17 protein-coding genes are annotated in these 17,476 nt (G+C 58.3%); 10 read left to right on the top strand and 7 right to left on the bottom strand.

The annotated features are described in order from the left end of the window. The 4 genes from PROAA_RS07875 to PROAA_RS07860 form a co-directional block, all read right to left on the bottom strand. Positions 1 to 986 (bottom strand): DUF1631 family protein (locus PROAA_RS07875; RefSeq protein ID WP_186410820.1); only part of this gene is annotated, 986 nt, incomplete at its 3' end. A 55-nt stretch (positions 987 to 1,041) separates the two neighbouring features. Next, positions 1,042 to 1,974, bottom strand: a complete 933-nt coding sequence (locus PROAA_RS07870; protein ID WP_186410819.1) for an exopolyphosphatase — start codon at positions 1,972 to 1,974, stop codon at positions 1,042 to 1,044. Between the two features lie 94 nt (positions 1,975 to 2,068). Further along, complete coding sequence (locus tag PROAA_RS07865) at positions 2,069 to 2,449, bottom strand: hypothetical protein (protein WP_186410818.1); 381 nt, start codon at positions 2,447 to 2,449, stop codon at positions 2,069 to 2,071. Positions 2,450 to 2,526: 77 nt separating this feature from the next. Next, positions 2,527 to 3,270 (bottom strand): hypothetical protein, encoded by a 744-nt coding sequence (locus PROAA_RS07860; protein ID WP_186410817.1) that lies wholly within the window; start codon positions 3,268 to 3,270, stop codon positions 2,527 to 2,529. A 147-nt stretch (positions 3,271 to 3,417) separates the two neighbouring features. On the opposite strand from PROAA_RS07860, the gene PROAA_RS07855 reads away from it, so the two are divergent. The 4 genes from PROAA_RS07855 to PROAA_RS07840 all read left to right on the top strand — a co-directional run bounded on the left by PROAA_RS07855 (position 3,418) and on the right by PROAA_RS07840 (position 6,651). Beyond that, the gene (locus tag PROAA_RS07855) at positions 3,418 to 4,701 is read left to right on the top strand and encodes an extracellular solute-binding protein (protein WP_222102157.1); all 1,284 of its coding nucleotides are present in this window, start codon (positions 3,418 to 3,420) and stop codon (positions 4,699 to 4,701) included. Next, positions 4,698 to 5,444, top strand: a complete 747-nt coding sequence (gene ugpQ, locus PROAA_RS07850) for a glycerophosphodiester phosphodiesterase (protein WP_186410816.1) — start codon at positions 4,698 to 4,700, stop codon at positions 5,442 to 5,444. Before PROAA_RS07855 ends, ugpQ begins: the two co-directional genes overlap by 4 nt. 216 nt (positions 5,445 to 5,660) lie before the next feature. Next, positions 5,661 to 6,032 (top strand): hypothetical protein, encoded by a 372-nt coding sequence (locus PROAA_RS07845; RefSeq protein WP_186410815.1) that lies wholly within the window; start codon positions 5,661 to 5,663, stop codon positions 6,030 to 6,032. A gap of 130 nt (positions 6,033 to 6,162) precedes the next feature. Then, a complete protein-coding gene (locus PROAA_RS07840) occupies positions 6,163 to 6,651 on the top strand; it encodes a hypothetical protein (RefSeq protein WP_186410814.1) in 489 nt (162 codons plus the stop codon). Positions 6,652 to 6,698: 47 nt separating this feature from the next. On the opposite strand, the gene holA is transcribed toward PROAA_RS07840, so the two are convergent. Genes holA through leuS form a run of 3 tightly spaced genes read right to left on the bottom strand, consistent with a single transcriptional unit; the run spans position 6,699 to position 10,881 of the window. Beyond that, entirely contained in the window at positions 6,699 to 7,709 is a 1,011-nt protein-coding gene (gene holA / locus PROAA_RS07835) for a DNA polymerase III subunit delta (RefSeq protein ID WP_186410813.1), read from the bottom strand. A 6-nt stretch (positions 7,710 to 7,715) separates the two neighbouring features. Continuing rightward, positions 7,716 to 8,228: an LPS-assembly lipoprotein LptE gene (locus tag PROAA_RS07830; RefSeq protein ID WP_186410812.1), complete on the bottom strand. Its 513-nt coding sequence runs from the start codon at positions 8,226 to 8,228 to the stop codon at positions 7,716 to 7,718. A 19-nt stretch (positions 8,229 to 8,247) separates the two neighbouring features. Next, the gene (gene leuS / locus PROAA_RS07825; RefSeq protein ID WP_186410811.1) at positions 8,248 to 10,881 is read right to left on the bottom strand and encodes a leucine--tRNA ligase; all 2,634 of its coding nucleotides are present in this window, start codon (positions 10,879 to 10,881) and stop codon (positions 8,248 to 8,250) included. A gap of 373 nt (positions 10,882 to 11,254) precedes the next feature. Between leuS and PROAA_RS07820 the strand changes: the two genes are divergently transcribed. The 6 genes from PROAA_RS07820 to PROAA_RS07795 form a co-directional block, all read left to right on the top strand. Next, positions 11,255 to 11,722 (top strand): helix-turn-helix domain-containing protein, encoded by a 468-nt coding sequence (locus PROAA_RS07820; protein WP_186410810.1) that lies wholly within the window; start codon positions 11,255 to 11,257, stop codon positions 11,720 to 11,722. Then, positions 11,722 to 12,303, top strand: coding sequence for a PIN domain-containing protein (locus tag PROAA_RS07815; protein WP_186410809.1), 582 nt, complete (start codon positions 11,722 to 11,724; stop codon positions 12,301 to 12,303). The genes PROAA_RS07820 and PROAA_RS07815 overlap by 1 nt, the downstream gene beginning before the upstream one ends. Before the next feature lie 302 nt (positions 12,304 to 12,605). Next, entirely contained in the window at positions 12,606 to 13,742 is a 1,137-nt protein-coding gene (locus tag PROAA_RS07810) for a pyridoxal-phosphate-dependent aminotransferase family protein (RefSeq protein WP_186410808.1), read from the top strand. Between the two features lie 27 nt (positions 13,743 to 13,769). Further along, positions 13,770 to 15,410, top strand: a complete 1,641-nt coding sequence (locus tag PROAA_RS07805) for an acyl CoA:acetate/3-ketoacid CoA transferase (RefSeq protein WP_186410807.1) — start codon at positions 13,770 to 13,772, stop codon at positions 15,408 to 15,410. Between the two features lie 40 nt (positions 15,411 to 15,450). Then, complete coding sequence (locus PROAA_RS07800) at positions 15,451 to 16,278, top strand: pyridoxal phosphatase (RefSeq protein WP_186410806.1); 828 nt, start codon at positions 15,451 to 15,453, stop codon at positions 16,276 to 16,278. Positions 16,279 to 16,409: 131 nt separating this feature from the next. Continuing rightward, positions 16,410 to 17,476, top strand: a 1,067-nt coding sequence (locus PROAA_RS07795) for a 1-deoxy-D-xylulose-5-phosphate synthase N-terminal domain-containing protein (RefSeq protein ID WP_245664208.1), incomplete at its 3' end; no start/stop codon positions are given.

Below are 17,476 nucleotides of genomic sequence, written 5' to 3'. Positions count from 1 at the left end.
GCCAGCTTGAGCAGCGGAATCTGCAGACGACCAATGGCGGCCTTGACGACATCGGGAAGATCGGGCGCCGCAAAAATGCGGTCGAAAATGAGCGATAGTGTATCCAGTGCGATGGCTGCGGGTTTGCCCAACGGCAAATCGAGGTCTTTCGATTTGATCGTATGCAATCGAGGTTTCTCGCCCGAATCTGCGGACGAATCGTTGTCCAGGCTGGAGAGTTGTCGAAGCTCAAGCCCGCGCAACTGGTCCATCAGGTGGTTCAGCATCACGACGGTCGATACGTCAAGCGTGACGTTCCCCGATCCGCCGGCAGGAACCAGGTCCTCGGCACCGAATTGTTTGCGCAAGGCCTGCTGCAAGTCTGAGAGGGCATTCCTTCCGGTCACGCCACCGAGACCTCCGGAGCCTTCCGAACTCCCGACTCCAGCTTGAAATGGTGATTTGGCGCCACCGGCACGCTGGACGATCTTGACTTGCGCCGGCTCAACGCGGTGGCGCTCAAGCACGCCGTTCAGTTCCACATAGACGTCGGGAAGCAACGCCAGAAGCTTTGCCTCAAGCCGGTCAAGCTGATCAAGGTTCTGATCAAGCTTGTTGCCGCTTTCCCTGCAGATCGCCCACAAGCCGCGACTGATCGGTTCGAGGCCGACCGGGTTGTTTTCCGCAGTCATTTTCGGTCGCTGCAACAAGGTCATGTAGCGTAGCTGGACTCGCCAGTGACCAATGCGCTCATTGCCTTTCAGACGGTTGGCGATTTCCCCGATACGAATATCCAGCTCAAGGTCGTCATTGCCGACGAGCGTGATTCGCGAAGCAGTCAGCCCGTTGGTCTGTTCGAATCCGTCTTGCTGGTCGGACGAGGCCAGTTCGTCGTGAGCATCGCCGATTTCGCGGCTAAAAGCATCGACGACCGACGAGGATGAAATGCCCGACTGCCGGGCAATCTCCGCGAGTCGGCGCTGGAAGAGCTCGCGACAGTCGCGCAAGATGAAAAACGAATCCCCGGGTGCTTGCTGAGCTGAACTTGAGGAATCGGTCTGATCAGGCATTGGCGTTGATCTGCGCAATGATTTCCTTGAGCTTGGCGTCTGCCTGATCGTTTTCCACCTGACAGGTGCCGGCAGCGTGATGACCTCCACCGCCGTACTTGAGCATCAGCTCGCCAACATTGATCCCGCTGCTGCGATCAAGAATCGATTTGCCGGTAGCGAAGACGGTGTTTTGCTTCTGTACGCCCCACAGAACATGGATCGAAATATTTGCTTGCGGGAAGAGCGCGTAGATCATGAAGCGATTGGTCGCGTAGATCGTATCCTCGTTACGCAAATCGAGTACTACCAGCTTGTTGTGAACCGTGGCACAACGTTGAATCTGCGCTTTGGCCTGGACGGCATGGTCGAAATAAAGTTCTACGCGTTCCTTGACGTCAGGTAATTTCAGAATATCGTCAATACCGTTGCTGCGGCAGTATTTGATCAGATCCATCATCAGCGTGTAGTTGCTGACACGGAAATCACGGAAACGTCCAAGACCGGTGCGCGAATCCATCAGGTAGTTGAGCAATACCCAGCCCTTCGGGTCGAGAATCTCGTCACGGGTGAATTGCGCCGAGTCGGCCTTGTCGACAGCATCCATCATGTCGTCGGAGATCCGCGGGAATCCCTTTCTTCCGCCGTAGTAATCATAAACAACGCGCGCTGCCGAGGGTGCGTCCGGGTCGATGACGCGGTTGTCGCGATCACCAGCGACTCGGATTGTTTCTGAAAGATGATGGTCAAAGGCGAGGTGGGCGGTGGCAACATAAGGCAGGTTGGTCGTAATGTCCCGATCGGAAATATCGATCTTGCCGTCCTGCATGTCCTTGGGATGAACGAATTTTATATCGTCGATGAGTTCGAGTTCGTTGAGCAGCACGGCGCACACCAGGCCGTCAAAATCGCTGCGCGTAACCAATCGATACTTTTTCTGACTCATTACAGACTCCTGTTCTTCAATCTTTCCAGGTCGATAACACTATGGAGTGAATACGCGTCAATGTCAGAACAATGCTTCAGCGTTTGTCCTCAGATCACTTGCCAGATGTCGCGTTAGCTGCAGAGCTTTTGGGAGGTGGAATTTTTCTTCGGGTGCCGGGCGCCGGTGCGGGAGGAAGTTGAGGTTCAATGGTCTCAATCTTGTTTTCGCGCATGTAGGCATCCATGTCGCGCCAGCCTTCATAGATGGGTGATTTGGGAAGCCAGGAATAAATGGTGTAACAGTCTTCGATGGCACGCCCCGACTGACGGCAGCCGCCGCCGACGGCCCTGCCTTCAGCATCGGTACGGGCTGCTTTTTCGTTCGGGTCTTCAAGCCCGAGTTGTTGCTGGATCATGTCGCAACCAGACAGGAGTAATAACAGAGCGGCGGCGCTCACGAACAGTCGCAGTGCGCTCCCTAGCTTGGCTGCCACGAGTATCCCTGACTATTGGTTTGCATAATCGCCATTTTAACCATAAAACCCTGCGCCCCGGTCAGGAGACATCGTCATCATGGCCTGTCGCCAGTGCGGCTAGAGTCCTGGTGACGACGGTCTTTTCCGCTCCGCCGTTCCTTGGCAATGGACTTGTGCTTTGTGCGACGACGATCGGCGCCCCGTCCGAGAGAGGGCGATGGTTTCGGCGGCTGTGCATTGATCGTCTGGCGAATATCTGCTGCGATTCTTTCAATGGCTTCATCCGGAAGGTCATCGGCGAGCTGAGCCAGCTTGCGCCGGATATCATCGGCGCCGCGCTGCACCGAGCTGAGCATCAGAAAAATACCAAGCGCATTTATAGCGACCAGCATACATTCGAGATAGAGCAGCGGCCAATAGATCGTGCGCTGGGAGCGACTGCCGAGAACGAAATAGAAACTATCGAAACCACCCAAATCGGCACGCAGCAGTAGCTGATAGGGTTCGAATGGTGGAAAGGTGAAAATGACTATCAGGTTTACCGCAACAAACCAGCCAATAGCCTGGGCGAAACGGAAATCCGGGTGCTTGCCATGACGCGTCTTGGTCTGCAAAGCCAGCCAGGCCACCAACGTATTGATGCCGACGAACATCAACTGTATGGTCAACAATTCCGTGAACAGGGGTTTGTGCCCCAGCTGGCTGACAATCGGATAAAAGCCGTCGAAGCTTGGCAACACACCCTTGGCAAGTGGCTGGCTTGTGAACGGAGGAAACAACAGCATGACCAGTACATTCATCGTGGCGGCAACAACAACCAGGCGCTGATACTTGTTCATGAGGGATTCTCCGGGATCGCTCAGATACGGCAGATGCGAACTATAGCGTGCTTTGAAATCAAAGTCCTGCGCGTATACATTGCATGATGCCCACAAACGGTTCAGCCACTATAATTCACCCTTTGTCGCCGACACCAAGGAGATATCATGAATTTATCCTTTTTATTCATGGCTATGGGCGGGCTGATTCTCACCGCTCCAGCCATTTCCGCTCCCGCCCGTGCTTCTGCCCCGGCTGCCGACCCGGTCCAGATCGAACTCTCGCAACAGCTTGACGAAGAACGTGCAGAACGTCTCGAATCTCTGGTCGAGCGTTTCAACAGCCAGCAGAAAAATGTTCACCTGAAGACGGTGCGTCGTATTGATGGCGATGCGCCAAAGCAGATCAATCTCGTTTCATTCGTGGATCACGCCCGTTTCATAACCGACAAGGTGAAGTTCAAGCCACTCCATGATGTCATGCGTGAGGCCAAACAGCCGCTCGACACCAGCAAGTTGTCCCCCGATTTGAGCCATGGCCTGACCGATGCCAAAGGCCGCCTGTACGCCCTGCCTGTAGCTTATTCAACGCCGGTGCTTTATTACAACAAGGCCGCCTTCCGCAAGGCCGGACTGAGTCCCGAAAAGCCGCCGAAGAGCTGGGTCGAGGCGCAAGAGGTCGCCGGCAAACTGGCTGATTCCGGAAGTCGCTGCCCATTCACCACATCCTGGCCAGCCTGGGTGCTGATCGACAACATGAGCGCCTGGAACGGTGCACCGGTGAACGATGCCAAGGGCAATCTCGCCTTCAATGGCCTGGTTCAGATCAAGCACGTCGCCATGATGGCGACTTGGCACAAGAGTAAGTACTTTTCCTATTTCGGCCGCCGCGACGAAGCGGATCGCCGTTTTGCCAACGGCGAATGCGCCATGTTGACCAGCACCTCATCGCTCAATAGCGCCCTGGCCGAAAACAAATCGCTGGAGTATGGCGTTTCCGCGCTGCCCTATCATGACGATGTGCAAGGCTCGCCGCGGAATACGCTGGCCGACGGCGCTTCGCTGTGGTTTGCCAATGGCATGAGCCCGGCGGAAACCAAGGCCGTCGCAGAATTCATTCATTACATCATGGGTCCGGAAATGCAGATTGACCTGACGCTTTCCGGCAGCTTTCTGCCGATAACTTCGGTAGCTCGCGCGGCTGCAAGCTCCAAATTGCTGAATGAGAACCTTGCCGGACTGAAAGTCGCCTATGTTGAGCTGCAAGGCACGGTTTCATCGCCCACTGTTCGCGTAGCTCAGGACGAGAAACTGCGGACGATAGTGGAAGAAGAACTTGAAACAGTCTGGGCGAACAAGAAGCCCGCCAAGGAAGCTCTGGATGACGCTGTTTCGCGCGGCAATGCCATCATGGAGCCCGTTCAGGTGGCCAAAGTCAAGCGCAAGAAGTGAATCGCCCCGCACCCGGCTGGACACTGCCCCGCGTCTTTGCACATCGCTGCGGTGGTGCGTTGGCGCCGGAGAACACCCTGGCCGGGCTGCGCATGGCCGCCGCAATGGGATGTCGTGCTGTCGAGTTTGATGTCATGCTGTCGGCGGACAGCTCGCCTTGGCTGATTCACGACGAAACGCTGGAACGCACCACGAACGGGGCCGGTCGCGTGTGCGACACCTCAGATGACGCTCTAAGGAAACTTGACGCCGGCAGCTACCAGCATCGGGCCTTTGCCGGCGAGCCGTTACCAACGCTCGAAGCTGCGGCGGCCCTCTGCCTGGAACTCGGCCTCATGGCCAATGTCGAGATCAAGCCGGCCGCCGGATTTGAATCAGTCACCGGCGAAGTCGTCGCAAAACTTATTCCTCAACTGTGGCGTGGCGCCCCGCTACCGCTCGTTTCGTCATTTTCGGATGAAGCGCTGATCGCAGCACGGAACGCCGCTCCTCTCGTGCCTCTCGGCTGTCTGTGGGAGCGCCTCCCGTCCAACTGGCTCGATCGCTTGAATGCTTTGGGAGCTTACAGCCTGCATTGCGCGACCAGCGAGCTTGACGATGCCACTCTTGGTACCGCGAGCGCCAATGGCATTCCCGTGCTTTGTTACACGGTCAATGATCGACATGCGGCCGATACGCTGTTCAAGCGTGGCGTGGCGGCAGTATTCAGCGACCGCATCGATAAATTCCGTATCACGTCATAGTCGCCGCTTGATATTCAGCACGTGCAGCGCCCGCCGAATGCTACGCGATGCTCATACGGCTGACATTTCCAGTCTGATTTCGATTAGTTGTAAGAGTGTATTGCTGCTTAATGGCTTGTAACAAAAAGCCGACTTCCCTTGTTCGAGACCATGCGTAAATTCATCCGTGGGACAACCCATGTCAATTTTCGCAAATATCAATAGGAGGTCGGAGCCATGAAGCTGCTCAAATCTACGCTTATTTCCCTCGTGCTGATTTCACCACTGTCGTCTCTTGCACAATCCAACAACACGCCTAAATTCGATCAGCGCCAAGCCAATCAGGAACGACGTATTCAGCAGGGAGAACAATCCGGCTCGCTGACACAGAGAGAGGCCGAGCGACTAAATAAAGGCCAGGATCATTTGCAGACAGTGGAAGAAAAAGCCAAAGCCGATGGCACAGTCACGCGCCAGGAGCGGGCAAGGCTTCAGCATGCCGAGGATAAGCAAAGCGTAAGGATATACAGACAGAAACATGACCGTCAGCACGATTACAACCACAACGGCAAGCCTGACCGGCCGCATCGTGGCGGGTTTCCGTCTTAACGGTGATGACGCTAGAACGCTTGCAGGCCGGGCGATTGAGGAATTTCGGCTCCAGCGGGAAAGCCCGGCAGGTTTCAATAATCCTTGAAAATCCACCAATCGCGTCTAGGCTTAGATTGCATGTCAGCGCATGGCAATCCAATATTTGGAGTGTGTTGACTCTTTATTTATCCGCGACAAGGAGGACATCATGGGAATGCTAGACAAGTTGTTTGGTGGAAAGAAGGACTACCCACCGCTACCGACTGGCGACGAGGCACACGCCAGAATCGACATGGTAAAAGGCCCGCTGGAAGACTTGGCCCATCGCATCTCCGACAACATGGAAGTAGTTCCGTCGGAGCAGGAAGCTTTCGTTTTTCTTGGCAAACCACCCAAACGTTTTGGTATTGCGTGGATTCATGACGGCAAAGTGAGCGGCCTTAAAGAACTGGCAGACGAAAACAAACTCTCGCCGATTGATGTTGGCAAAATCATCAGCAATCTGGGCGAAGCTTACGAGCACGCCAGCGATTCACCGCGTTTCTCATTGGACGTGGGTGGAAAGCAGGCAGTGGTAATCCCTTCAAAGGGGTTGGAGCAGGATGTTCGTCGGATTATCTCGAACGCAATCCACTAGACTTCGACCGGCGTGGTCGGGTTCGCAGCCGCGAATCTGGCCCCGCTTTACAGGTTTACACCGATACTCAGGCCGAGGCGGAGAAATTCATCCCAAACATCTCCAGACCCGCCCGCGCCTTTGATCATCCGGTCGATGCGCGCCGCATGCGCCAGTGCGGCACTGGCCCGCACAGTATCGATTCGTTTCAGGGCTAGCTTGAAACGTGCCTGACGTGGCCCCCATACGCGCGCGTCCTTGAGCAACGCATCGAGTGACTTGCGCTGCGTCAGCCCCGTCCTGACCTGTGCCAGAGCTCGCACTTCTTCGGTCATCGCCCAGAGAACCAGTGGTGGTGCCTCGCCCTCCTGCTGCAGGCCGTCAAGGGTACGGGTCAGGCGAGTCACATCACCGACCAAGAGCGCTTCACGCAATCCGTCGAGGTCGTAGCGGGCGACATTGAGTACCGCCTGCTGCACCTGCTCCAGGGTGACTTCGCCGGCCGGATAGAGCAGGCCAAGTTTCAGGATTTCCTGATGGGCGGCCAACAGATTGCCTTCGACGCGTTCGGCAATGAAGCGCAGCCCGTCGCTTTCCACGCTCTGCTGCTGGCGGCGCAAGCGCCCGGAAATCCAGGCCGGCAATTCGGCCGGATTCGGCGGGACCAGCTTGACCGCCACGCCAGCAGCCGCCAATGCTTTCAGCCAGGCGGCCTTTTCTTCTGTCCAGTCAAGCCCGGGAAGCGTCACCAGCAACAAAGTGTCTGGTGACGGGTGTGTGCAGTAATCCTGTATTGCCGAACTACCCTCGCGCCCAGGCTTCCCCGTCGGAATGCGCAGGTCAATCAGCTTGCGCCCACCGAACAGCGACATATTGCCCGCCGCATGGTGCAATGCGATCCAGTTGAACCCCGGGATGACCGTGAGTACCTCACGCTCGTCAAAACCATTTCGGCGAGCCGCCGAACGAATGGCATCGCCAGCCTCAAGCACCAACAGGGGCTCATCACCGTATACGACATATACCGCTTGCAGCGCCTGTTCCAGATGAACTGCAAGCTGCTCGCCCTTGATCTGCATGACGGCCTACTTGGCAGTTGCCGGATACACCGGTTTTGTGGCCGCCAGTCGGCGCATCAATTGCTGCACCAGATCGCTTTCCATATCCCGCCAGAGCAGCTCTTCTTCCTGGGTTTTCGCCAGCACGTCCGAGTCGGCATAGGTCAGATCACGGTTCAGTTCGATCACTCCGGGCAAGATCAGATTCCGCCCCTTGCTATCCACCACACGGTAGCCGTAACGATAGCGCAACCTTTTTTCACGCACGCGACCGGAACCGGAGAATGAAAGAATAACCGGTTCACGCAACTCGCCGGTGGGCAAGAAGGTCGCCTGCGCATCCGCGGCAGAATCAGCAAGCCGAGTCGAGTCCGCCGCACGTATGGCACGCTTGAGGTTGGCACCAATCAGTGAAGTGTCGGGCACAGCGACGTAAAGACTCTCGTAAGGCAGGGTATAGGAACCGCGCAGTTGAAATCCGCAGCCGGCAATTACCGCCACGCACAGCACAAGCAGGGTTGAACGAAGCCTTGAACGCATTTCGGCATTCCTCCGGGTATTACAAGACGATGTTAACCAAACGACCGGGCACCACGACCAGTTTCCTGGGCGCCTTTCCGGCGAGATGTTTCTGCGCTACTTCGGAAGCCAGCGTAGCCGCTTCGATGGCCGTCTTGTCGGCGCCAGCCGGTACGCGCAAACTGCCGCGCAGCTTGCCGTTGACCTGCAGCATCAGCTCGATCTCGTCCTGCACAAGCGCCGCCGCATCGACTTTCGGGAAAGGCTGCACGCCAGCCATTTGGCCGGGCCTGAGTTCGGCGTAAAGCGCTTCGCAGACATGCGGCACGATCGGGTAGAGCAGCAGCGACACGGCTTCCAGCGTTTCCTGCCTTACTGCTCGCGCAGTCGCCGATTCATCAACGAGCTTGGCATAGGCGTTAAGCAATTCCATCACGGCGGCAATTGCGGTATTGAATTGCTTGCGTCGACCGTAATCATCCGTGATCTTGCCGATCGCCTGATGCAGCTGGCGACGGAAAGTCTTCAATTCTTCCGGGAGTTGTTCAGACGCCTCCCCGCCCGGAAATGCCGCAACAAGACCGCCGGAAACATGCTCGAAGACGATTCGCCAGACGCGCTTGAGGAAGCGGAACGCGCCTTCGACGCCGGCATCCGACCACTCCAGCGACTGATCCGGCGGCGAGGCAAACATGATGAACAGCCGTGCCGTATCGGCACCAAACTGATCGATCAGGGCCTGCGGGTCGACGCCGTTATTCCTCGATTTCGACATTTTCTCGATGCCGCCAATGACCACCGGCAGGCCGTCGGCCCGCAGCACAGCGGCCACCGGGCGCCCGCGTTCGTCACTCGTCAGCTCGACTTCGGCCGGGTTGATCCAGTCCTTCTTGCCGCTGGCGTCCTCACGGTAGAAGGTCGGTGCGACAACCATGCCCTGCGTAAGCAGTTGGGCGAACGGTTCATTCAGTGCTTCCGCTCCGAACAGGCCGACATCGCGCATCAGCTTGGTCCAGAAACGCGAATAGAGGAGGTGCAGAATGGCGTGTTCGATACCGCCGATATACTGGTCGATGCCGCCTTTGCACCAATAGGCGACGCGCTCGTCGACCATCGCCTGATCGTTATCCGGGCAGCAGTAGCGCAGGAAATACCACGACGATTCGACGAAGGTATCCATCGTGTCGGTTTCGCGGCGTGCCGGCTTGCCGCACTTCGGACATGCGCATTCGTAGAACGAGGGCATCTTGGCCAGCGGACTGCCGGCACCGGTGACCGTCACGTCTTCCGGCAGCACGACCGGCAACTGCTCGTCGGGCACCGGTACGTCGCCACAGTCGGTGCAGTGGATGATCGGGATCGGGCAACCCCAGTAACGCTGGCGCGAAATGCCCCAGTCGCGCAGACGGAACTGCGTGCGCTTGGCGCCCAGCCCTTTGGCTGCCAGATCGCTGGCGACAGCATCGAACGCCGCCTGAAACTCGAACCCGTCATACTTGCCGGAATTGACGCAAACGCCGACCTCGGCATAGGCCTCGTTCCACGGCGCTGTGACCTCGTCGTAGGCATTGCCCGGCGAGGCAATCACCATGCGGATTTCCAGCCCGTACTTCGTGGCGAAGGCAAAGTCGCGCTCGTCGTGCGCCGGAACGGCCATCACCGCACCTTCGCCATAGCCCATCAGGACGTAGTTGGCGACCCACACAGGCAACTTCTCGCCATTGAGCGGATGGATGACGAACAGGCCGGTCGGCATTCCCTTCTTCTCCATCGTCGCCATGTCCGCCTCGGCCACGCCGCCGCGCAAGCATTCCTCGATAAACGCACGCAGCTCGGGGTTGCCGGCAGCCGCCTGCGTCGCCAGCGCATGCTCGGCCGCCACGGCGACGTAGGTCGCGCCCATCAGGGTATCCGGGCGCGTCGTGTAAACCTTGAGCACGCCTTCGGCGCCGATCGACTCCACATCGTAGGGGAAGCCCACGTCGCAACCGAAGCTCTTGCCGATCCAGTTCTTCTGCATCAGCCGGACCTGCTCCGGCCAGCCGTCAAGCCGATCGAGATCGGCGAGCAGCTCGTCGGCGTAGGCGGTGATTTTCATGTAGTACATCGGGATTTCGCGCTTTTCGATCAGCGCCCCCGAGCGCCAGCCGCGGCCGTCGATCACCTGCTCGTTGGCGAGCACGGTCTGGTCTTCCGGATCCCAATTGACCGTGCCGAGCCGCTTGTAGATCAGGCCCTTCTCGTAGAGCCGGGTGAACAGCCACTGCTCCCAGCGGTAGTAGTCCGGCTGGCAGGTTGCCAGCTCGCGATCCCAGTCGATCGCGAAACCGAGCCGCTTGAGCTGGCCTTTCATGTAGTCGATGTTGGCGTAGGTCCATTGCGCTGGCGGCACCTTGTTCTGGATCGCCGCGTTCTCGGCCGGCATGCCGAATGCGTCCCAGCCCATCGGCTGCATCACATTGAAGCCCTGCATCGCGTGGAAGCGCGCCAGCACATCGCCGATCGTGTAGTTGCGCACATGCCCCATGTGCAACTTGCCCGACGGATAAGGAAACATCGAAAGACAGTAGTATTTGGGCCTGCTTTCATCCTCGATGGCGCGAGCGGCACCGGAGGCGTCCCAGTGCTTCTGCGCGGCGAGTTCAATCTCTTGCGGCTGGTATTTTTCCTGCATGGCGGGGTGTATGGCTTCAGTCAGAAATGGGCTAAGCCGGGGATTATACGCGTATTGGAATAGCCGGCAGGCCGCTGAGAGGCGCTGAAGTATTGCCGTGGCGATGCCGCCAGGAACAAGCTCCACAAGAGAATGCGAAGCTAACCAGTTTGGTTGTTTGATCATGCTACGAGGCATGGCGACTGGCCTATCGTTCGGAAAGCAGGTATCCCCCTTTGGTCAATGGTGAGAGTCGCCGAGCAGACCAACTTCTTCACTGGAGATAGTTGTTGCGTTTGTTGCGCTTATTGCGTTTAAATACGCCTACAGCCACAGGTATCCACTGGTGGTCTCTCTATCCCATACAGACATGGAACAACGGAGCAGGAACAAAATGACGACATTGAAGAGAAAAGGCGAAACGCTTGCACCACCACCGTCGAGATCCGATATGGAGCTGGCACGCGTAGCGCAGCGTTGCATCATGGAGGCATTGGATCGCTCCAAGGCTGTAAGAATCAAATTGGAGAGTGAAGCCGGGGATATTCCACCGATTGAGCTTCCTCCGGCTTCTCTTCGTTTGATTGGCCAGTTACTCGGCCTGATGAGCGAAGGAAGGCCCATTACGCTAATGCCCGAGAAGCAGGAGTTGACCACCGTTGAAGCAGCGAACTTTCTGAATGTCTCCAGGCCATTCGTTATCAAGGAGATGGAGGCGGCGCGAATTCCGCATCGCATGGTCGGATCACATCGGCGGGTGCTGCTCAGTGATCTCTTCAAGTATGCGCAGGAGATGCGGATGGGCAGAGAAGCAGCGCTTGATGATTTGTCGCGACTTTCTCAAGAGCTCGGCGATTACTGATGGCTGGGCACGTCCGTTACACCGCCGTAATAGACGCCTGCGTTTTCTATGGGATGCTTAAAACGGATGCGCTGATGTCGCTGTGCGCACGCGGGCTCTTCGCTGCAAAGTGGAGTGAACGAATAGAGGGCGAATGGATCGGACACCTTGCCCAAAGGATTCCGGCGAAGAAAACCGAGATATTCAGCCGCCGCGACAAGATGCGATTGGTCGCTCCAGATTGGGAGGTTTGCGAACAGGGCATCGCGGCGATAGAGCCAGTATTGCACCTTCCAGATATGGATGACCGGCACGTGTTGGCAGCGGCAATTGTCGGTCACGCGGACTGTATTGTCACAGATGACAAACGGGGCTTCGACGATGAAGTGATCGGCCAATATGGCATTGAGGTTATCGACACTGACAGCTTTATAATCAACCAGCTTGATCTTGACGAATACCAAGCCCTCGCAGCATTTAAGGCGATGCGGCTGCGCTGGCGGAATCCGAACGCCACACCCGAAGACTTTTGTGCAGTCTTTGAGAAAAACAAACTGCTCCTGACCGCACAGCGGCTAAGGGAGCGAATCGAGCTCATCTAGCCCTGCCGAACCTGCGTATCGGCTGATGGGTGACACCTTTATTGATCCCACGGTAAACAGTGTGCTGCGGCATTCCGGCTAAGTTATTGAGTCGGCCTTTACGAACTTGAAAGCTCTTCGCTGAATTTACTCAGTTTGAGGCGTAAGGCATTTCAAGAACATTGAAGCCGACTCAATAATGCGCAGTCGACGTGGCATGGCCGTACGGCGCCCGGGACCAATTGCAACGGCACCATCTCCGACAATTATCCGCTTGCTATACTGGCGTGTCCGCAAGTTTGACGATTTCAGGAGAAGCGACCATGCCGGCTTTGCTGTCCCAGCCCGATCCCCAGGGCCTGCTCGAATACTCGGTGGTCTATACTGATCGCGCGCTCAACCACATGTCGCAACGTTTCCAGGGCGTGATGAACGATATCTCGCGCATCCTCAAGACGGTGTACAACGCAAAATCCGCGATCATCGTTCCGGGCAATGGCACCATCGGCATGGAAGCCGTGGCCCGCCAGTTCGCCACCGGCAAGAAATGCCTGGTCATCCGCAACGGCTGGTTCAGCTACCGTTGGACGCAGATTTTCGAGATGGGCCACATCCCTTCGGCAAGCATCGTCCTCAAGGCACGCCCGGTCGGTAACGGAAGCCAGAGCCCCTACGCCCCGGCGCCGATCGACGAAGTCGTCGCCGCGATTCACGAACACCAGCCGGACATCGTTTTTGCCCCGCACGTCGAAACGGCCTCGGGCATGATCCTGCCCGACGCCTACCTGCGCGCGGTCGGCGACGCGGTGCGCAAGAACGACGGCCTGTTCGTACTCGATTGCATCGCCTCCGGCGCCGTCTGGGTCGATATGGTCGCCAATAATGTCGACGTGCTGATCAGCGCGCCGCAAAAAGGCTGGAGCAGCTCGCCGTGTTGTGCGCTGGTGGCGCTTGGCGAGCGCGCCCGCGACCGGATCGACAGCACGACAAGCAGCAGTTTTGCCGTGGACCTGAAGAAATGGTTGCAGATCATGGAAGCTTTCGAAAACGGCGGACACGCCTACCACGCGACGATGCCTACCGACGCGCTCGCCGGCTTGCGCGACGTCATGCTTGAAACCGAAGCCTATGGCTTTGACCGCGTGTGCCAGGAACAGAAAGATCTCGGGCGTCGGGTGCGTGAACTGATGGTTGCCAGAGGTTTCCCGAGCGTTGCGGCCGCGGGCTTCGAGGCGCCCGGTGTGGTGGTGAGCTATACCACCGACCCGGAGATCCAGTCGGGGAAGAAATTCATCAGGACCGGACTCCAGACCGCCGCCGGTGTTCCGCTACAGTGCGACGAACCCGCGGACTTTCGCAGCTTCCGCATTGGCCTGTTCGGGCTGGAAAAACTGCATCAACCGGAACGCACGCTGAGCATTCTGGAAAACGCCTTGAACCAGCTTGGCGAACTTGAGTAGTCGGGAAAGCCAGCAAGGAGAAATGCTTTGACTCGCAATAAGACCTCGCCACCGGCGGGCAAACGCAACAAGATCGTCAGCGCGGCCGAGGCCGTGCGCCGGATTCGCGATGGCGATACGGTCGCCACCGGCGGCTTCGTTGGGATCGGCTTTGCCGAGAACATTGCCGTCGCCATCGAACAGCGCTTTCTTGGAGCCGACCCGCAGTCCCCGGCGGGCACGCCGCGCACCCTGACGCTGACCTACGCTGCCGGCCAGGGCGACGGCAAGGATCGCGGCCTGAACCATCTCGGTCACGAGGGTCTGGTCGGCCGGGTGATCGGCGGCCACTGGGGGCTCGCGCCCAAGCTGCAAAAGCTTGCCGTAAACAACCTCATCGAAGCCTATAACCTGCCGCAGGGAATTATTACCCACCTGTTCCGCGACATCGCCGCCGGCAAGCCGGGATTGCTGTCGCGCGTCGGTCTGGGCACCTTCGTCGATCCGCGCCATGGCGGTGGCAAGATGAACACCATTACCAAGCGCGACCTGATCGAAGTGATGGTCATCGACGGTGAGGAGTATCTTTTCTACAAGACCTTCCCGATCCATGTCGGCATCGTTCGCGGCACGACCGCCGACCCCGACGGCAACATCACCATGGAGAAGGAAGCACTGACGCTGGAAGCGCAGGCCATCGCGATGGCCGCGCACAATTCGGGCGGAATCGTGATCGCCCAGGTCGAACGCATCGCCGAGCGGGGTACGCTCAATTCGCGTCAGGTGAAGATTCCCGGAATCCTGGTCGATTGCGTGGTCGTCTCCGAAAAGCCCGAATATCAGATGCAAACCTTCATCGAAACCTACAATGCCGCTTTTTCCGGAGAACTCCGGGTACCGATGTCGGCGATCCCGGCGATGGAGATGGACGAACGCAAGATCATCGCCCGACGCGCGGCCTTCGAGCTCAGACCCGACGTCATCGTCAACCTCGGCATCGGCATGCCCGAAGGCGTCGCCAGCGTCGCCGCCGAAGAAAGAATAATCGACCTGATGACGCTGACAGCCGAGCCCGGCGTGGTCGGCGGCATTCCGGCCGGTGGATTGAGCTTCGGTGCGGCAACCAACGCCGAAGCGATCATCGACCAGCCCTCGCAGTTCGATTTCTACGATGGCGGCGGGCTGGATCTCGCCTTCCTCGGTCTGGCACAGGCCGACCGGCACGGCAACCTCAACGTCAGCAAGTTCGGCACGCGGCTGTCCGGCGCCGGCGGCTTCATCAACATCAGCCAGAACGCCAAGCGGCTGGTCTTTGTCGGCACCTTCACCGCCGGTCAGCTCAGTGTCGGCATCGCCGACGGCGCCCTCCAGATTCTCCAGGAAGGCCAGACGGCAAAGTTCGTCCCAGAGGTGGAACATCGCACATTCAGCGGCGAGTACGCCTTCAGACGCGAACAACCGGTGCTCTACATCACCGAGCGCTGCGTCTTCCGCCTGGTCGCCGACGGGCTGGAACTGATCGAAATCGCGCCCGGTGTCGATCTGGAGCGCGACATCCTGGCGCAGATGACTTTCCGCCCGGCGATCAGCCCGCAACTGAAGACGATGGATGCGCGAATCTTCAGGGATGAGCCGATGGACATTCGCGACGATATTCTGTCCGCCGCGTCCGGCGATGGAGCCCGATGAAGACTCACGGACATCGGCCGGACAGCTCCCGGAGAAATGCATGAAGTATCGCCTGGTCGCGCTGGACCTCGACGGAACATTGATCGACAGCCAGTTGCAGATTCGTAGCGAGACGATCGAAGCGCTGAGTCGCGTGCGTGCCCAGGGCGTGCAAGTCATGATCGTAACCGGCCGCCATCATGGCGCGGCTTATCCCTACTGGCGCCAGCTCGAACTTGAACTACCGGCCATCTGCTGCAACGGGACGTATATGTACGATTTTCGCGCTGGCCGACCCCTGGCCAGCAATCCCTATACCATGCAGGAAGCATGCAGTCTGCTTGAGCTGATCCGCCAGAACGGCATCTACACGATGATCTACGCCGACGACTTCATGGCGTATGAACGGGAAAGCCTCCACGTCAACAAGCTCCTCGAATGGTCGGCCACCCTGCCGCAGGAAGTGCGTCCGCGCATCGACCGGGTCGACTCGTTTGAGCACATGCTTGAAGGATGCGACACCGTGTGGAAATTCGCCACGGCCGGCGACGATCTGCCGATCATGAGCGCCTTTGCCGCAAACCTCGAAAGAAGTCTCGGCCTGAGTTGCGAATGGTCCGCACACAACCGTCTCGACATCTCACATGCCGGCAATAGCAAGGGCAAGCGTCTTGATCAATGGATCGCCGAGCATGGCATCGCGCGCGAGGAAGTGATTGCCTTTGGCGACCAGCAGAACGATGTCGAAATGCTGCGCGTGGCCGGCCTGGGGGTCGCGATGGGCAACAGCCGGGCAGAGGTTCGCGAGTGTGCCGACTGGGTCGCCGGCAGCAACGACAGCGACGCCATCGCGAACACCTTGCACCGTTTCGTACTGACAGGTGGCTAGCATCCAGATAAAATAGCGGGTTGCGATGGATCGACTTTCGGGCACGATGTCGCTTGCAGTTGTTCTCCGACTGCACCCGTCACGGCCCGCGGTTTGTCGGCAAATATTTCAATGAATCAGGGGGTGAGCAAATGGTTTCTCAGGCTTCGCTGGCCAATGCAATTCGTGTGCTGGCCATGGATGCAGTACAGGCCGCCAATTCGGGGCATCCGGGCGCTCCGATGGGCATGGCTGAAATCGCGGTCGCCTTGTGGAACCGCCACCTCAAACATAATCCGGCCGATCCGAAATGGCCCAACCGTGACCGATTCGTGCTGTCCAATGGCCATGGCTCGATGCTGCTTTACGCTCTGCTGCATCTGACGGGCTACGATCTGCCGCTCGACGAACTCAAACGCTTCCGCCAGTTGCACAGCAAGACGCCGGGACATCCGGAATACGGCCATACGGCGGGCGTCGAAACGACCACCGGTCCGCTCGGACAGGGCATCGGCAACACCGTGGGGTTCGCTCTGGCCGAACGGCTGCTGGCCGCCGAGTTCAATCGCGAGGGTTTCCCGATCGTCGATCACTACAGCTACGTCTTCATGGGCGACGGCTGCATGATGGAAGGCATTTCCCACGAAGCGTGTTCGCTGGCCGGCACCTGGAAGCTCGCAAAGATCATCGCGCTCTACGACGACAACGGCATCTCCATCGACGGCCACGTCGACGGCTGGTTCACCGACGATACTCCGGGACGATTCGAAGCCTATGGCTGGAACGTCATCCGCAACGTCGACGGCCACGACATCGACGCGGTGGATCGCGCCATAAGGGCGGCAAAATCGCAGAACGACAAACCGACACTGATTTGCTGCAAGACAGTCATCGGCAAGGGATCGCCGAACAAGGCCGGCACGCACGACGTGCACGGCGCTCCGCTGGGCAAAGACGAAATCGCCGCCACACGCGCCGCGCTGGGCATCACCGAGGGTGAATTCGAAATATCCGCCGACGTGCGCAACGGTTGGAACGCCCGCGAAGCCGGTGCAAAACTCCAGTCCGAATGGCAAGCCTTGTTCGACGCCTATCGCAAGGCGCACCCGGCGCTGGCCGCTGAATTCGAACGCCGCACGAAGGGCGAACTCAATTTCGAATTCGCGTCCAAGACGGCCGAAACCCTGCAGGACATTGCTGCCAAGGGTGAAGCGATCGC

It is taken from the genome of Candidatus Propionivibrio aalborgensis, from assembly GCF_900089945.1.
Taxonomy (GTDB): Bacteria; Pseudomonadota; Gammaproteobacteria; order Burkholderiales; family Rhodocyclaceae; genus Propionivibrio; species Propionivibrio aalborgensis.
Note: the sequence above shows the minus strand (reverse complement) of the source record. Positions and strands in the feature narration are given on the sequence as shown.

Coding starts and splice junctions, on each gene's coding strand:
- PROAA_RS07870 (WP_186410819.1), bottom strand. CDS start 1,974: ATGAGTCAGAAAAAGTATCGATTGGTTACGCGCAGCGATTTTGACGGC.
- PROAA_RS07860 (WP_186410817.1), bottom strand. CDS start 3,270: ATGAACAAGTATCAGCGCCTGGTTGTTGTTGCCGCCACGATGAATGTA.
- PROAA_RS07855 (WP_222102157.1), top strand. CDS start 3,418: ATGAATTTATCCTTTTTATTCATGGCTATGGGCGGGCTGATTCTCACC.
- PROAA_RS07845 (WP_186410815.1), top strand. CDS start 5,661: ATGAAGCTGCTCAAATCTACGCTTATTTCCCTCGTGCTGATTTCACCA.
- PROAA_RS07840 (WP_186410814.1), top strand. CDS start 6,163: ATGGCAATCCAATATTTGGAGTGTGTTGACTCTTTATTTATCCGCGAC.
- holA (WP_186410813.1), bottom strand. CDS start 7,709: ATGCAGATCAAGGGCGAGCAGCTTGCAGTTCATCTGGAACAGGCGCTG.
- PROAA_RS07830 (WP_186410812.1), bottom strand. CDS start 8,228: ATGCGTTCAAGGCTTCGTTCAACCCTGCTTGTGCTGTGCGTGGCGGTA.
- leuS (WP_186410811.1), bottom strand. CDS start 10,881: ATGCAGGAAAAATACCAGCCGCAAGAGATTGAACTCGCCGCGCAGAAG.
- PROAA_RS07820 (WP_186410810.1), top strand. CDS start 11,255: ATGACGACATTGAAGAGAAAAGGCGAAACGCTTGCACCACCACCGTCG.
- PROAA_RS07815 (WP_186410809.1), top strand. CDS start 11,722: ATGGCTGGGCACGTCCGTTACACCGCCGTAATAGACGCCTGCGTTTTC.
- PROAA_RS07810 (WP_186410808.1), top strand. CDS start 12,606: ATGCCGGCTTTGCTGTCCCAGCCCGATCCCCAGGGCCTGCTCGAATAC.
- PROAA_RS07800 (WP_186410806.1), top strand. CDS start 15,451: ATGAAGTATCGCCTGGTCGCGCTGGACCTCGACGGAACATTGATCGAC.